The organism is Methylobacterium sp. ap11, from assembly GCF_900110515.1.
Classification (GTDB): Bacteria; Pseudomonadota; Alphaproteobacteria; order Rhizobiales; family Beijerinckiaceae; genus Methylobacterium; species Methylobacterium ajmalii.
On the sequence record NZ_FOEB01000033.1, the window covers coordinates 1 to 14,902 of the forward strand.

The 14,902-nt window shown below is 69.2% G+C and carries 14 protein-coding genes, 1 tRNA gene and 1 pseudogene; 10 read left to right on the forward strand and 6 right to left on the reverse strand.

The window, feature by feature from the left end; all coding sequences use genetic code 11:
- Positions 1–402 precede the first annotated feature (402 nt).
- The 6 genes from BMX97_RS29255 to BMX97_RS34005 all read left to right on the forward strand — a co-directional run bounded on the left by BMX97_RS29255 (position 403) and on the right by BMX97_RS34005 (position 5,374).
- Positions 403–894 (forward strand): protein phosphatase CheZ, encoded by a 492-nt coding sequence (locus BMX97_RS29255; protein ID WP_244538705.1) that lies wholly within the window; start codon positions 403–405, stop codon positions 892–894.
- A 21-nt stretch (positions 895–915) separates the two neighbouring features.
- The gene (locus BMX97_RS29260) at positions 916–1,962 is read left to right on the forward strand and encodes an HD-GYP domain-containing protein (RefSeq protein WP_091754676.1); all 1,047 of its coding nucleotides are present in this window, start codon (positions 916–918) and stop codon (positions 1,960–1,962) included.
- On the forward strand, positions 1,959–3,578 hold the full coding sequence (locus tag BMX97_RS29265; RefSeq protein WP_091754677.1) for a sensor domain-containing diguanylate cyclase: 1,620 nt from the start codon (positions 1,959–1,961) through the stop codon (positions 3,576–3,578). Before BMX97_RS29260 ends, BMX97_RS29265 begins: the two co-directional genes overlap by 4 nt.
- Positions 3,563–4,468 carry a GGDEF domain-containing response regulator gene (locus tag BMX97_RS29270; RefSeq protein WP_091754678.1) on the forward strand — a complete coding sequence of 302 codons (906 nt, stop codon included), beginning with the start codon at positions 3,563–3,565 and terminating at the stop codon, positions 4,466–4,468. The genes BMX97_RS29265 and BMX97_RS29270 overlap by 16 nt, the downstream gene beginning before the upstream one ends.
- Before the next feature lie 124 nt (positions 4,469–4,592).
- Positions 4,593–5,084: a PAS domain-containing protein gene (locus tag BMX97_RS34000; RefSeq protein WP_091754679.1), complete on the forward strand. Its 492-nt coding sequence runs from the start codon at positions 4,593–4,595 to the stop codon at positions 5,082–5,084.
- Positions 5,075–5,374: a hypothetical protein gene (locus tag BMX97_RS34005; protein WP_091754680.1), complete on the forward strand. Its 300-nt coding sequence runs from the start codon at positions 5,075–5,077 to the stop codon at positions 5,372–5,374. The genes BMX97_RS34000 and BMX97_RS34005 overlap by 10 nt, the downstream gene beginning before the upstream one ends.
- On the opposite strand, the gene BMX97_RS29285 is transcribed toward BMX97_RS34005, so the two are convergent.
- Genes BMX97_RS29285 through BMX97_RS29310 form a run of 6 tightly spaced genes read right to left on the reverse strand, consistent with a single transcriptional unit; the run spans position 5,349 to position 11,773 of the window.
- Positions 5,349–6,713, reverse strand: a complete 1,365-nt coding sequence (locus tag BMX97_RS29285; protein ID WP_091754714.1) for an LLM class flavin-dependent oxidoreductase — start codon at positions 6,711–6,713, stop codon at positions 5,349–5,351. The two genes, BMX97_RS34005 and BMX97_RS29285, sit on opposite strands and share 26 nt — an antisense overlap.
- Before the next feature lie 13 nt (positions 6,714–6,726).
- Positions 6,727–7,932, reverse strand: a complete 1,206-nt coding sequence (locus BMX97_RS29290; RefSeq protein ID WP_091754681.1) for an SfnB family sulfur acquisition oxidoreductase — start codon at positions 7,930–7,932, stop codon at positions 6,727–6,729.
- Between the two features lie 20 nt (positions 7,933–7,952).
- Positions 7,953–9,173, reverse strand: coding sequence for an SfnB family sulfur acquisition oxidoreductase (locus BMX97_RS29295; protein WP_210187690.1), 1,221 nt, complete (start codon positions 9,171–9,173; stop codon positions 7,953–7,955).
- Between the two features lie 13 nt (positions 9,174–9,186).
- On the reverse strand, positions 9,187–9,840 hold the full coding sequence (locus BMX97_RS29300) for a methionine ABC transporter permease (RefSeq protein WP_091754683.1): 654 nt from the start codon (positions 9,838–9,840) through the stop codon (positions 9,187–9,189).
- Entirely contained in the window at positions 9,833–10,969 is a 1,137-nt protein-coding gene (locus BMX97_RS29305) for a methionine ABC transporter ATP-binding protein (protein WP_091754684.1), read from the reverse strand. The genes BMX97_RS29300 and BMX97_RS29305 overlap by 8 nt, the downstream gene beginning before the upstream one ends.
- 36 nt (positions 10,970–11,005) lie before the next feature.
- The gene (locus tag BMX97_RS29310) at positions 11,006–11,773 is read right to left on the reverse strand and encodes a MetQ/NlpA family ABC transporter substrate-binding protein (protein WP_091754685.1); all 768 of its coding nucleotides are present in this window, start codon (positions 11,771–11,773) and stop codon (positions 11,006–11,008) included.
- Positions 11,774–12,162: 389 nt separating this feature from the next.
- On the opposite strand from BMX97_RS29310, the pseudogene BMX97_RS29315 reads away from it, so the two are divergent.
- The 4 genes and pseudogenes from BMX97_RS29315 to BMX97_RS29330 form a co-directional block, all read left to right on the forward strand.
- A pseudogene (locus tag BMX97_RS29315) lies at positions 12,163–12,728 on the forward strand (IS5 family transposase); the annotation flags it as partial.
- 239 nt (positions 12,729–12,967) lie between these two features.
- A tRNA-Leu gene (locus BMX97_RS29320) sits at positions 12,968–13,052 on the forward strand.
- 146 nt (positions 13,053–13,198) lie between these two features.
- Positions 13,199–13,399: a hypothetical protein gene (locus BMX97_RS29325; protein WP_091754686.1), complete on the forward strand. Its 201-nt coding sequence runs from the start codon at positions 13,199–13,201 to the stop codon at positions 13,397–13,399.
- Positions 13,400–13,553: 154 nt separating this feature from the next.
- Entirely contained in the window at positions 13,554–14,672 is a 1,119-nt protein-coding gene (locus BMX97_RS29330; protein ID WP_091754687.1) for an aminotransferase class V-fold PLP-dependent enzyme, read from the forward strand.
- Positions 14,673–14,902: the final 230 nt, after the last annotated feature.

A 14,902-nucleotide genomic window follows, 5' to 3' on the forward strand; every position in this document is an offset into this window, starting at 1 on the left:
GCGGCGTCCCAGGTCCTCTCGGCCTCCTCCGAGCTGTCGCGCCAGTCCGAGCACCTGACCGCCGAGGTCGGCCGCTTCCTCGCCACCGTGCGGGCCGCCTGAGACCGGATCGTACCCGGTCGATCCGGCGAACGATCGTAGACGAATGATCACGCTCCCACGACGCCGGTTTAGCCGGTGTCATGGGAATAGCTTTGGTCTCGTTTTTTCGTTATCCGCAACGTTCCAGGGCGGAAGCTATGACATAAATCTCAGGTTAATTCTAACTAGCAATGCTATTACATCCCGACTCGCCTAGCTCGCCTGCATTATGCATGGTGCCGGCATAAGGACCTTTGAGCGAACGGCACCATGAACTGTAAAACATCCGCCCCCGTCCTCGTCGACGAACAGACGGCTCTGTTGCAGCGTCATCTCCTGACGATCTCCGACGCGATCGTACGCACCCGCGAGGAGATCGCCGAACTGCGCCAGGAGCAGGATGCCGGGCGCGCCCGCGACGAGCTCCAGGCCGTCGTCCAGGGCACCGAGCGGGCCACCAACACCATCCTGGGTGCCTCAGAGACCGTCGACGACCTCGCCCGCCGGATCGTCCGCGGTGCCGCCGACGAGGCGACGCGCGGCCATGCCGCCGCCATCCAGGCCCAGATGCAGACCGTCTTCGTCGCCTGCAACTTCCAGGACCTGACCGGCCAGCGCATCTCGAAGGTCGTGCGCACCATCGCCTTCATCGAGGACCGGGTCGCCGAGATGCTGCGCGTCTGGGGTGCCGGCGCCGCCCCCGCGGCGGCCCGCAACGACCGCCGCCGCGGCGAGGACGCCCTCCTCAACGGCCCCGCCCTGCCCGACGTCGCGGCCGTCTCGCAGGACGCCGTCGACGCCCTGTTCGCCTGATCCTCCCGCCGGGGGCCGACCATGCACCGGATCCTGATGATCTCGGACAACCCCGACCGTAGCCGCGGGCTCGCCCGCGACCTCGGCGAGGGTACGGCTTGCGAGATCCGCGACCTCTACGACGACGCCCCCGCCCGGCCGGCCCAGGCCCTCCTCGCCGATGTCGAGGACCACAGCGCCGAGGCGCTCGACCGCCTGCGCCGCATCCTGGCCGTCTCCCGCCGCGGCGCCCCCCTGGTCGTCCTGCTGCGCCGGAACTCGGCCCGCGCGCGGCTGTTCGGCGTGGCACTCGGCGCCTCCGAGACCCTCTGCGCGCCCTTCGACCCGGCGCGGGTCCGCGCCGCCGCCGGAATTCCCCACCCCATCGTGCTCGACCCCTGCACCCTGCGCGCCAGCGAGGAGGCGCGCCGGTTCTTCGGCTCGGTGTTCGTGCCCGACGGACCCGTCACCACCCGCGTCGTCGAGACCGGGACCGACTTCATCGCCCAGGCGGTCCGCGACACCGGCATCCGCGACTGGGTCCGGGCGGTGCGCCGCTTCGACGACGCCACCCACCAGCACTGCCTCCTCGTCACCGGGCTCGCCGCCGCCTTCGCCCGCAGCCTCGGGCTCGGCGAGCGCGAATGCCACCGCCTCACGAAGGCGGCGCTCCTGCACGACGTCGGCAAGATCCACGTCCCCTCGGCGATCCTCAACAAGCCGGGCAAGCTCGACGCGAACGAGATGGCGATCGTGCGCCGGCATCCCGACGAGGGCTACCGCATGCTCGCCGGCCAGGGCTTCGAACCCGAGATGCTCGCGGTCGTGCGCTCCCACCACGAGATGCTCGACGGATCGGGCTACCCCGACGGATGCCGGGAGGCCGACATCCCGGATCTCGTGCGCCTCGTCACCGTCTGCGACATCTACGCCGCCCTGATCGAGCAGCGCCCCTACAAGCCGCCGCTGCCCAGCGAGGAGGCGATGGCGATCCTGGAGGGCATGACCGGCCGCCTCGATCCCGCGGTCGTCGCCGCCTTCCGGCCGATCGCCGCGGCCTTCACCCCGCACTTCCCCGCCGACGCATGAGCAAGCGCCTGGTCTCTCTCCTGCCGCGCGGCCTGCGCTCGGCCCGGACCTGGGTCGCCCTCGGGGTCGTGGCCCCCCTCGGCATGGTGGCGGTGTGCGGCGCGATGCTGGCCGACATGCGCCAGGACGCCTGGGACAAGGCCGCCCGGACCTCGTGGAACCTGCTCCAGGTGATCGAGCGCGACGTCGACCGCAACGTCGAGATCATCGACCTCACCCTCCAGGGCGTCATCGAGAACCTCCAGATCTACGACCTCGACGAGGTGAAGCCCCACATCCGCCAGCGCGTCCTGTTCGACCGCGCCGTCAACGCCAAGGACCTCGGCGTGATGCTCGTCCTCGACGAGCACGGCAACGCGATCTACGACGCCGCCGGCTGGCCGGCGCGGCGCCTCAACAACGCCGACCGCGAGTATTTCAAGGCGCACAAGGCCGATCCCGACCTCGGGCTCCACATCAGCCGGCCGGTGATCTCGCATCTCGCCGGCAAGCCGGTGATCGTGCTCAGCCGCCGCGTCGCCATGGCGGACGGCTCGTTCAACGGGATCGTGCTCGGCAGCCTGTCGCTGTCCTACTTCGACCGGATGTTCGAGCGGATCCGGCTCGGGCCCGGGAGCACGATCGCGCTGTTCCTCGCCGACGGCACCCGGATCGTGCGCCATCCCGAGCCCAACGAGGAGCTCGCCCCGAACTTCGCCTCGTCGCCCAACGTCCAGCGCTTCCTGCGCGAGGGCACGGGCAGCTTCGTCGGGACCACGCCGAGCGACGGCGTGGAGCGGTTCTACACCTTCACCCGCGTCGGCTCCCTGCCGCTCTACCTCAGTGTCGCGATCTCGACCCGGGAGGTCGAGGCCGGTTGGCGCACCAAGGCGATCGGGATCGGTCTCGTCGTCCTCGCCCTGTGCGCCCTCGCGGCCGGGCTGTCGGTCCTGGTCGCCGGCGAGCTGCGCCGGCGCAACGCCGCCGAGGCCGAGCTAGCGCTGCTCTCGCGCACCGATCCCCTCACCGGCCTGCCCAACCGCCGCGCCTTCGACGAGGCGTTCGGGCGCGCCTTCGCGGAGGCGCGCCGCCGCTCCTCGCCGTTGGGCCTCCTCGTCGTCGATGCCGACCACTTCAAGCGGTTCAACGACCGCCACGGGCACGAGGGCGGCGACCGGGTGCTGGTGGCGCTCGCCGGCGCCCTGTCGGCGAGCGCGCGCCGGCCGGGCGACCTCGTGGCACGGCTCGGCGGCGAGGAATTCGCCGTCCTCCTGCCGGACACCGACGCCGAGGGCGCCGCCCGCGTCGCCGAGAACGTGCATGCCGCCGTCGGCTGCCTCCTCGTGGAGGCGCAGGACGGCCCGGTCGGCCGGATCACCGTCAGCATCGGCCTGGCCTTCGGGATACCGCGCGCCGGCGGCGAGGCGGCCGAGCTGATGCGCCTCGCCGACGCCGCCCTCTACGAGGCCAAGGCCGCCGGGCGCGACCGCACCTCCTACGCGCTGATGGCGAACGACATCATGCCGGGCGAGATCGCGAGCTGGATAGATCCGAGGGCGTTGGCAGCCGGCCAGCCGACAGTACGCTCCCCATCCCCCTTGCTTCCTGAAGAAGGCCTGCCGTGCACGTCGCCCTGATCGATCCGAGCCGCGTCGTCCTCAAGATCGTCGCCGGCATGCTCGAGGCCGGCGGCCACACCGTCGTGGCGTTCTCGGACTCCGCCGCGGCGCTGGCCCACGTCGAGGCGGACCCCTCGGTCGCCTGCGTCCTCACCAGCCTCGAGGTCGAGCCGCTGAGCGGGCTCGAGCTGTGCTGGTCGCTGCGGGCGCTGGTCGACGAGCGCCGCCCCCTCACCATCCTGGTGATGTCGAGCGCCCGCGACGACCGGCCCCTCGGCGAGGTTCTGGACAGCGGCGCCGACGACTTCCTGTCGAAGCCGCCGAGCCCCCAGGAGCTCCACGGCCGCCTACGCGCGGCCGAGCGGGTGCTCGGCCTCCAGCGCGCCCTCATCCGCCAGGCCGACACCGACCACCTGACCCAGCTCCTCAACCGCGGCGCCCTGATGCGCCGGGCCGAGAGCGACCTCGCCGCCGCCGCGGACGGGAACCCGCTGGCACTGCTCCAGATCGACATCGACCACTTCAAGTCGATCAACGATCGCTTCGGCCACGACATCGGCGACCAGGTGATCCGCCGCGTGGCGCAGATCCTGCGCGAGACCGGCGAGACCACGGCGACCGCCGGCCGCCTCGGAGGCGAGGAATTCGCCGTGCTGATGCCCGGCCACGGCATCGCCGGCGCCGCGGTGGCGGCCCACCGCATCCGCGGCCAGTGCGCGGCGGGCACGGTCCCGGGACTGCCGGACCTGCGCTTCACCGCCAGCATCGGCCTGAGCGAGTGGGTGCCCGGCGACACCGTCGACAGCCTGCTCAAGCGCGCCGACGTCGCCCTGTACGCGGCCAAGCGCGGCGGGCGGGACCGGGTGGCGGTGGCCGGTCCCGACATGGAGCCGGCGATGGTCGGCTGAACGCTTAGATCGAACGGCCTATTGGATGCAAAAACACCCTGTTATGCTTTAGATGTGCAATGGATTTAATATATTTTAATGGATACCTGCAATGCCGGTAAAAAATAAATCCAGGGATTTTGTCATGTTTGGTTCGGTGTCCGTCTCCGGCGACCTGAGGGCCAAGTTCGAGGCCCTGGATCGCTCCCAGGCCGTCATCGAGTTCGCCCCCGACGGCACCATCCTGATGGCCAACGACCAGTTCCTGGCCGCCATGGGCTACGCGCTCGACGAGGTCCGGGGCCGCCACCACGGCCTGTTCGTCGATCCCGCGGACCGGGCGAGCGAGGCCTATCTCGGGTTCTGGCAGCGGCTCGGCCGCGGCGCCTTCGAGGCCGGCGAGTTCCGTTGCATCGCCAAGGGCGGGCGCGAGGTCTGGATCCAGGCGACCTACAACCCGATCCTCGCGCCGGGCGGCGAGGTGCTGAAGGTGGTGAAGTTCGCCGCCGACATCACCCCCAGGTGCAGGAGCGCCACCTGCGGCACGAGGCGCAGCGCACGATCGGCCTCGAGCTCGACGCCGTCGCGGCCTCGGTCCGGGGCGCGAGCGCCCGCACCGCCGAGGCCATGGACCTGACCGGGCGCGTCTCGGGCGAGATCGGCCGCGTCGCCTCGGGGGCCGAGGCGCTGTCGGTCTCGGTCGGCGAGATCAGCCAGCAGGTCGGCTCCGCCGCCCGGATGGCCGCCGAGGCAGTGGCGCAGGCCCGGCACACCGGCGCCGTGGTCGAGGGCCTGAGCGATCTAGCCGCGCGGATCGGCGGAAGCGCTCCGGTTACGGTCAGCGCTGCCAGATGCGAACAGGTGACGCTCGGAAGGGGACTGATGCCGCGGGTCATCACCATCATTCGGAAACGGCGGGGGATGTGAGCCCAGCGTGCCGGCTCGGCAGACGGTCGCCTTCCCCGAACAGACGATGGCGCAGCGTTCCCTCGCCATATCTTGTCTTGTAAAGTCCACGCTCTTGGAGGGCCGGCACGACGAACTTGACGAATTCGTGCCAACATTCCGGCACGACAGTACGAGTCAGGTTAAAGCCATCGATCTCGCCATCCTCCGTCCAGCGTCGCAGTTCCTCGGCGACAGTCTTGCCCGACCCGACCACCAACGGGTAGCGCCCTCCGAGCTTGAGACCGTCGAGGAGTTGGCGTCGGGTCAGGCGCTTCTGCCTCGCGGCAGCCGTGGTGGACTGGATGGCGTTGGTCGGTCCGTAGGCGATCTCCTCGTCGAGTTCGTAGCGCGAGAAGTCGATGCCGCTGCCGGCGGCGAAATGGGCCAGACCGGCCTCCGGGTTGGCATGGGCCACATACTCATCGAGCCGGTCGAGCGCCTCGGCGTCGGTCGCGCCGGTGACGACGCTGATACCGACGAAAATGCGGATGTCGTCCGGCCGACGGCCCGCGGCCACGATCGCTTCGCGGAGTTGCCGGGAGGTCCGGCGCGCGGCCGCGGGATCGGAGGCCATGATGAAGACGCACTCGGCATGGCGTGCGGCGAAGCGCTGTCCTCGGCCCGAGGTACCGGCTTGAAAGAGCACGGGCGTGCGCTGGGGTGAGGGCTCGCAGAGATGGTATCCCCGGCTCCGGTAGTAGGGACCGTCGTGCCGGATCTCGTGGATCGCGTCCGGATCGGCATAGAGGCGTGCGGCCTTGTCCTGCTTGACGCTCCCTTCCTCCCAGCTTGTTTCCCAAAGCTTGTAGAGGAGATCGAGGTAGTCGTCCGCCCGGTCGTAACGTTCGTTGTGCTCGTCCATCGCGTCGCGCCCAGTGGCACGGGCGGCGCTGTCAAGATAACCGGTGACGACGTTCCAGCCGATCCGTCCCTCCGTCAGGTGGTCGAGCGTCGAGAAGCGGCGCGCGAACGTGTAGGGATGTTCGAGGGCGATGTTGACGGTGACACCGAAGCCGAGATGCCTCGTTACCGCCGCCATGGCGGGCACGAGCAGTGTCGGGTCGTTGACGGGGAGCTGGATGGTCTCGCGCGCCGTGAGGTCGATCGAGCTGCGGTACACGTCATAGACCCCGACGATGTCGGCGATGAATACCGCGTCGAACAGGCCTGCTTCCAGCGTCCGCGCGAGGTCCGTCCAATAGGATAGCTTGGTGTAATCCTGAGAACGGTCACGCGGATGTGTCCAGAGCCCGTGATTGATGTGCCCAACGCAGTTCATGGTGAAGGCGTTGAGAAGGATTGGCTTGCGCGCGGTCATGTTCTGCTCTCGCTCAGATGGCGCCGTGGCGCGGCGGGCGCTCACCGGTCAGCGCATATCGACCGATCGCCTGGTACTTCCAGCGCAGCGGGTCGTGGGTGGTGTGGGTACGGACGTTACGCCAATGGCGATCGAAGCCGTCGGCGGCGAAGGTCGAGGATGCGCCACCGAGTTCGAGGAGCTTGGTCGCCGCCCGCAGCCCGGCTCGGTCTGTGAGGATGCGGGCCTGCGCCACCGCGATCGACGCTTCGGCCACGCTCGCCTCGTCAGGGACCGCCCGCGCCGCATCGACCGCGCGGCCGGCCCGACGCAGCAGCGCCTCGGCGGCGCGCAGGCGTAGGGCGGTCTCGCCGACGTCGCGGATCGTCAGAGGGTCCTCGGCCGCCGTTTCCACGGCGGAATCGATCCAAGGTCGCGCCCGCTCGCACAGGAAATGCAACGTGTCCGCATGGGCCGCGCGCCCGATGCCAAGATCGATCGCCGCGTGCATGATCTGGGCGATCGGGCCGACGGTGGTGGGCGTGTCGAAGACCCTGCTGAAGGGCAGGATCCACTCCGGGGCGACGACGACGTCCTCGAACCGCACGGATCCGGACCCGGTGATGCGCTGGCCGAAGCCGTCCCAATCGTCGGTGACGGTCACGCCGGGAGCATCGCGCGGCACGAAGACGAGGCGATAATCTTTCTGGTCCCCCTCGCGCACCAAGGCGTGGGTCGGGATCCAATCGGCATAGATCGCGCCGGTGCAGTAGAACTTCGTGCCCTGGAGGACCAGTCTGCTTCCATCCTCGATGAGCCGCGTGCGGCGCGAGAAATCCCGCGTGCCGACCTCCGACAATGCATTGCCGAAACGTCTGCCCTTCAGGGCGAGTTCGAAGAAACGGGCCTTCTGCGCATCGCTGCCCGCGAAGCGGAGGATCTCCAGCGCGTAGAAGTGGTTCTGCGGGATCTGGCCGAGCGAGGCATCGGCGGCGGAGATGATCGCGATGACCTCCGCCAGGGTTCCGGCCGACACGTCGGCGCCGCCGAAGGCACGCGGCACGGTGATGCCCCAAAGGCCGCTTTGGCTGAAACGTGCGAGTTCCTCCCAAGGCAGACGACGCTCGGCGTCGCGCGAGACCGCCCCTTCGGCGAAATCTACGGCGAGGCCACGAGCCACTGCCAGCGCTTCCTCGCCACTCGTGATGACACGCGCGACGGGCTCGATCGATTTGTCCATTGTATTATATGTCCCCTGCGTTAATTCCAGGAGTGGCGACGCGGGTAGGCGCCGTTGAGGACGTAATGACCGAGGAGGTGATACTTCCAGCGCACTGGGTCGTGGAGCGTATGGACGCGCGCGTTGCGCCAGTGGCGATCGAGCGCATAGGCGCCCCGCGTCGCCCCGGCACCGGCAAGATCGAACAGTGTCTCTGACGCTTCGAGTGCGATCTCGGTGGTCAGAATTTTCGCTTCCGCGACCGCGACGGAGGCCTTGGCCGAACTCTCGAGGGTGATCGGCTCGGCGGCGATCGCGTCCAGCGCCTCGGCGCTTTCGCGCGTCACCTCCTCGGCCGCCTGGAGCGCGGTGGAAAGCTGGCCGATGCCGTGCCGGATCGTGGGGTCGTCGCTCGCCTGATCCAGCCCCGAATCCATCCAGGGGCGGGCGCGTTCACGGACGTAGCGGATGGTGTCGGCGAGCGCCGAGCGGGCGATGCCGAGGTCGATGGCGGCCTGGATCAGCTGCGACGTCGGACCGGTCAGGCTCGGGCGCTCGGCAAAGAGATAGGTCGGCAGGATATCGTCGGGCTCCACGGCGACATCCTCGAACACCACCGTTCCGCTCGCCGTCGTGCGCTGGCCGAAGGCGGACCAGTCGTCGATCACCGTGACGCCTCGTGCCTCACGGCGCGCGAAGACGAAGACCGGGCGATCCCGAGCGTCGAGGGCTCGGGTGGGGATCCAGTCGGCGAAGAGCGCGCCGGTCGAATAGAAGCGCCGTCCGTTCAGGCGCAGGCCGCCGCGACCGGGGGCGACCCGCGTCGTGATGTCCGTCATCCGCTTGCCCGACCGCTCAGGGCCGGCATTGCCGAAACGCCGGCCGGCCAGGGCTTCGGCGAAGAAGCGCCGCTTCTGCGCCTCCGTACCGAGTTCGCGCAGGATGGCGAGGATGCCGAACTGGTTTTGAGGGATCTGGCCCAGTGATGGGTCGGCCGCCGAGACGGTGGCGAAGACTTCGGCCAGGGTCGCGTAGGACACCTCGGCGCCGCCATAGGCGCGCGGCACGGTCATGCCGCCGAGCCCGCTGGCGCTCCAGCGGTTGAGCTCTTCGACGGGTAGCCTGCGATCACGGTCGCGTCCTGCCGCGCCGGTTGCGAACTCGGCGGCGAGATGCCGGGCGACGGCGCGGGCCTCGGCATCGCTGTCGATCCGATGGGCACAGGACAGGGTATCGGAGGTGTCGACTCGGGCAAGGTTCATGAGCATTGTTTTCTTACCTGTCGCGCAGGCGGCGCATTGCGTAGTCGCCGGCAAACTGCACGAGCGAGACGAGGGCCACGAGAATGACGATCACGACCAGCATCAGCGTCGTGTCGAAGCGCTGGTAGCCGTAGCGGATGGCAAGGTCGCCAAGTCCTCCGGCGCCGACCGCTCCCGCCATCGCCGAGGCGCCGATCATGGTGACCAGGGTGACGGTGAACCCGCCGACGAGGCCGGGCAGAGCTTCCGGCAGCAGAACGTGCCGCACGATGTGGCGCCGCCGGCATCCCATCGCCTGCGCGGCCTCGATCAGCCCTTTATCCACCTCGCGCAGCGACACCTCCGCGATCCGCGCGAAGAACGGGGTTGCCGAGATGGACAGAGGGACGATGGCCGCCCAGACACCGATCGTCGTGCCTGTCAGCAGCCGCGTCAGCGGCAGAAGCGCCACGAGCAGCACGATGAAGGGCGTCGCCCGGAAGCCGTTGACCACGGCCGAGAGCGCCCGGTGGACGATCGGCGACGCAAATATGCCGCCCGGTGCAGAGACGACGAGGAATAACGCGAGCGGGATGCCGGCGAGAAGCGCGATCCCGGCCGAGATGCCGACCATCGCCAGCGTGTCGACGAAAGCCTGCAGAACGCGGGCGATCATGGCGTCAGACATAGCCGAGAACCCTCGCCCGAGTGGAGGGCAGGACGATCGGACCGAGTGCCTCGCACTCTCCAAGGCGCACCGCGACGAGGAGGCGTCCCTGCGTGTGGCCGCCGATCCGGTCCAATGAAGCATCGAGAAGACGCAAGCCGCCGGGAAACCGGGCGGACAGCGCGATGACGTCGGGCTCCCCGGTGCCGGAATATCGCAGTTCGATCACGGCCTCTTCCGACCCTTCGTCGCTCCGCTCCGGTGAGAGCCGCGCCGCGAGGTCGTCCGGCAATCCACGCGCAAGTGGCTCCAGGAGCGCCTTCGTCGCCGCGTGCTGAGGATCGCCGAAGACCTGCCAGACCAGGCCGGTCTCCGCGACCTCGCCGCGCTCCAGGACCAGCACCCGGTCGCAGATCTCGCGGATGACGCTCATCTCGTGGGTGATGAGGATGACGGTGAGACTGAGGCGGCGGTTGATGTCCTTCAGCAGCCCGAGGATCTGGAGCGTCGTTTCCGGATCGAGCGCCGAGGTCGCCTCGTCACAGAGCAGGATCTCCGGGCCGGAAACCAGCGCGCGGGCGATGCCGACGCGCTGCTTCTGCCCACCCGACAGACGCGAGGGATAGGCGCGCTCCTTGCCTTCCAGCCCGACGAGCGCGAGCACGTCTGCGACGCGTCGTTCGATCTCGGCGCGCGGCACGCCCGCGACGAGCAGCGGCAGCGCGACGTTCTCGCGGACCGTCTTGGCGGCCAGGAGGTTGAAGTGCTGGAACACCATGCCGACCCGGCGGCGAAAGGCGACGAGACCGTTCGTGTCGAGTGCGGCGATGTCGTCACCATCGATGAGGACGCGACCTTCGGTCGGCTCCTCCAACCGGTTGACGAGCCGCAGGAGGCTCGACTTGCCGGCGCCCGAGCGACCGATGATGCCGAAGACGGAGCCCTCCGGCACCTCTGTGTCGATGCCGCTGAGCGCGCGGACCTCGCCACCCGACGAGTGGTACGTCTTGCCGATCGCCTCGAAACGGACGGAGCCTGCGCGACGCGGCGGGCCGGCGGCAACTTGGTTTGCGCCGCTGGCCCGCCGCGCCGGCGGGGTCAACGCAGAGACGAGATTGGTACGCGCAAGCGGAACCGTGAGTTCGGCCATCGGGCCCTCTTTTCCGAGTCTGCGATGCAAAACTGATCACTGCGCCCAGACGATCGAGTAGAGCTTCGGGTTGTCAGCGAACCCCTTCGATATCGCCGTGCGGACCTTGGCTGATGTCTGGTAGATCTTGACGAACTTTCGGATGTCCGGGTTGTCTGCATTATCACGCCGCGCGTAGAAGCGCACCGCGTAGTCAACATCGTCGAGACCGGAGAAGAGAAGCGCGCGGCCTGGATCGAACGCCTTCGACGCAATGATGAAGTGCGGGTAGCCGACCGCGAGGTCGACGTCGCTCGTGATGCGAGCAAGTTGTGGTCCTTCGACCTCGGTGAAGACCAGCTTCTTCGGGTTCTCGACGATGTCGTCGAGCGTCCCCATGGCGCCGACGCCGTCCTTCAGCCGCACCAGCCCGGCCTTCTGCAGAAGCAGGAGCGCCCGGCCCTGGTTCACCGGATCGTTGGGCACGGCCACGGAGCCACCCTTCGGGATCGCCTCGAAACTCGCGTGTTTCAGCGAGTACAGACCGACATTCAAAAGCGTACCCAGGCCGACGTCGGCGAAGGTGTAGCCGCGCTGCCGGCTGGCATTCGCCGCGAAGAGCTTGTTCTGGAAATAATTGAGATCGAGGTCACCGGCAGCCAGAGCCACGTTAGGCGTCGTCCAATCGGAGAACTCGACGACCTTCACGTCGAGCCCTTCGGCTTTCGCCTCCTGGGCGGCGACGGCAACGGAATCGGCATAGACGCCTGGCACGACCCCAATTGTCAGATTGGCCGCTTGAGCATGCGTTCCGGAATTGAGCATCGCCAGGACGATTCCAGCAAGATATAGCGTCTTCACAGGCAGTACGACCCTAAACAATATTGCGGACACGGGTGACGTATTATTCAAATACCATGATATAATGAGAAATGGATCCCAAATTACATGACGACTATGGTTTTTTTTATCGCAGACAGATAGGCTGACAGTATTTTTTTGCAAAGCATCGCCACGCACTGCGGCGAGTGCCCGTGTCGGTCATAGCGCTTCTGCTTCATGAGGCCGCGTGCGTCAGGTGAGCCGATCGTGCAGCGGGAGGCATCCGTGCTCACGGAGGTGAGAGTCATTTCCCAAAGGCTGCTCGTCGCGCTCATGGTCATGCTGGTCAGCCCCCATTGGAGTGGTCCGCCCTGAAGTGTGGGCATCCTGGGCTGGACGATCGCGCCACCCTGACCGGCATCCTGTTCGTGCTGCGCTCGGGCATCCCCTGGGAGATGCTGCCGGCCGAGATGAACTGCGGCTGCGGCATGAGTTGCTGGCGCCGGCTGCGCGACTGGCAGGCCGCCGCCGTGTGGCGGCGCCTGCATCAGGTGCAGCTCGAGCGCCTACCTGCAGCGGGTGAGATCGATTGGAGCCGGGCGAGCGTCGACAGCGCGAGCGTACCGGCGAAAAAAGGGGGCCTGCCACCGGCCCGACCCCGACGGACCGGGCCAAGGCGGGCATCAAGCGCCACCTCGTCACCGATGCGCGTGGCACGCCGCTCGGCCTCGTCCTGACCGGCGCCAGCTGCCACGACAGCCCGCTGATGGCCCCGGCGCTGGACGTGATCCCGCCTGTGCGCAGCGGGCGGCGGCGGGAGTGCCGGGAGCGTGGGATCAGGCCGTGAATCGCCCGACGCGGCATCGAGAGAAGCGACAGGCTCGGACAGCATCGCTGGCTGGTCGAGCGCAGTCATGCCTGGTCCAACCGCGCCCGCCGCTTGCCCGTCCACTACGAACGGTTCTGTGAGCGCTCTTAATAAGGTCCGCGCATCGACTTTTGGGAACAGCGGCGCCGACCGCAAAGCCGGATCGGCGGATCTCCGCCGCTGCCGCCCGTGCGGGGACGTTCCCCACGAGCCGGACCGTGCGGGCCGTCCGCGCCCTTCCTGCGCCGGCACCACTCAAGCCCGTTGACGCCGCCGCCGGCGCCCTCTACACGACGTTCACCGGGGCGCCGCCAAGGCGACGCTCTAGGGCCCAGGTGGCGGAATTGGTAGACGCGCTGGTTTCAGGTACCAGTGGTGCAAGCCGTGGAGGTTCGAGTCCTCTCCTGGGCACCAACACCCTTCGAGGGTGTTGATGCCGTTCCCGCAGCGGACACGGATGCCTTCAGTCCCGGCATTACCCTTTCGGTCTCCTTCGGCTACACCGTGACGAACCCGTCCGGGCCGCTCCGCGTTGGCTTGCGCCGACCGGAGGATCGTCCATGCCCGACAGACGCGAAGACCTGCTCACCGCCCGCCCGCACCTGACCCGCCGCGACGAGGACGCGGCCGCCGCCAAGGCTGGCGTGACACCGGCCGACCACGACGCGGCCCGCAAACCCGACGCCCTCGATCCCGGCACCAGCACCACCGGCGAGGAACCGCGGCGACGTCCCGGCCCGGCGGGCGAGGGCGAGGTCTGACGCGGAGCCGCGTGGGACCGGCCCGTCCGTCGGGCCTCCTGGGCCGGGGCGCTTCGTGGTAGGGCGGGTCGAGCCCCGATCCCCCCTCCCCCGTTCGGCGAGCCGCGGCGCAGCCCGCCCGCGTGACCGGGAGAGCGAACGCAGGTCCTCCCGCATGAGCGCGATCACCCCCCTGCCCTGCCAGCGGCACCTGTTCGAAATCCCCCGGGACGTCAGCTACCTCGACGCGGCGGCGTGGTCGCCCCTGCCCCGGGCGGTCTGCGAGGCCGGGGAGGCGGGCCTGCTGGTGAAGAGCCGGCCCTGGACGCACCGGCGCGAGGCGATCCCGGCCCAGGCCGAACGGGCGCGGGCGGCCGCCGCCCGGCTCGTCGGTGCGGGGACGGACGACGTGGCCATCGTGGGGTCGGTGAGCCACGCGATGGCGACGGCCGCGGCGAACCTGCCCGTCGCGCCGGGCGGACGCGTGCTGCGGGTCGCGGACGAATTCCCGTCGCTGCGCTACGCCTTCGACCGGCTCGCCGCCGCGCGGGGTTTGCACGTCGAGGAGGTTCCCCGCCCCGGCGACGGCGACTGGACGGCGGCCCTGCTGGCCGCGATCGGGCGCCCCGGGGCGCCGCCCCTGGCGATCGCCACCCTGACCCCGTCGCACTGGACCGATGGCGGGCTGATCGACCTCGACCGGCTCGCGCCGGCGGTCCACGCCGCCGGGGCCGCGCTGGTGATCGACGCGACCCAGGCGGCCGGCGCCGTGCCGGTGGAGGTCGGCCGCTGGCTTCCGGACTTCCTGGCCTTCCCGACCTACAAGTGGACCCTCGGCCCCTACGGGCTCGCCTTCCTGTACGCGGCTCCCCACCGGCAGGACGGCACACCGATCGAGGAGAACCTCGGCAACCGCCCGCCCGCGGCCGGCGCCCGGCGCTACGACCGGGGCGAGCTGAACGACCCCGTCCTGCTGCCGATGGCGGCGACCGGGCTGGAACTGCTCCTGTCCTTCGATGCGGCGGCGGTGACGGCCCGGCTGCGGCACCTCACCGACCGCCTGGAGGAGGGCATCGCCGGGCTCGCGCTCGCCGCCGCGCCGCGCGCCTTGCGTGCGCCGGGCGTCCTCGGGCTGCGCGCGCCGGGCGGCCTGCCCGCCGGCCTGCTCGATCGCCTGCGCGAAGCCGGCATCCATGCGAGCGAGCGATCCGGCGCGCTGCGCCTCAGCCCGCATGTCTGGGCCGACGAGGACGACATCGACCGTTGCATCGCCGCCTTGCGCCGCGAACCGTAGGCCTCGCCCCCGCCGGCGGGGGCGCGACGACCCGGCGTCAGTGCCAGTTCCGGAGGACTAGAGCGCTTCACGATCGCGTTGCAGCACGGTACACGACACGGGCGTGAAGCTTTTGGGCATTGTGGCTTTCCCACCCGCAACCTCATCCTGAGGTGCGAACGCAGTGAGCCTCGAAGGAGGGCTCCAGGAATCTCGGCGATTCCTGGAGCCCTCCTTCGAGGTCAGTCGAT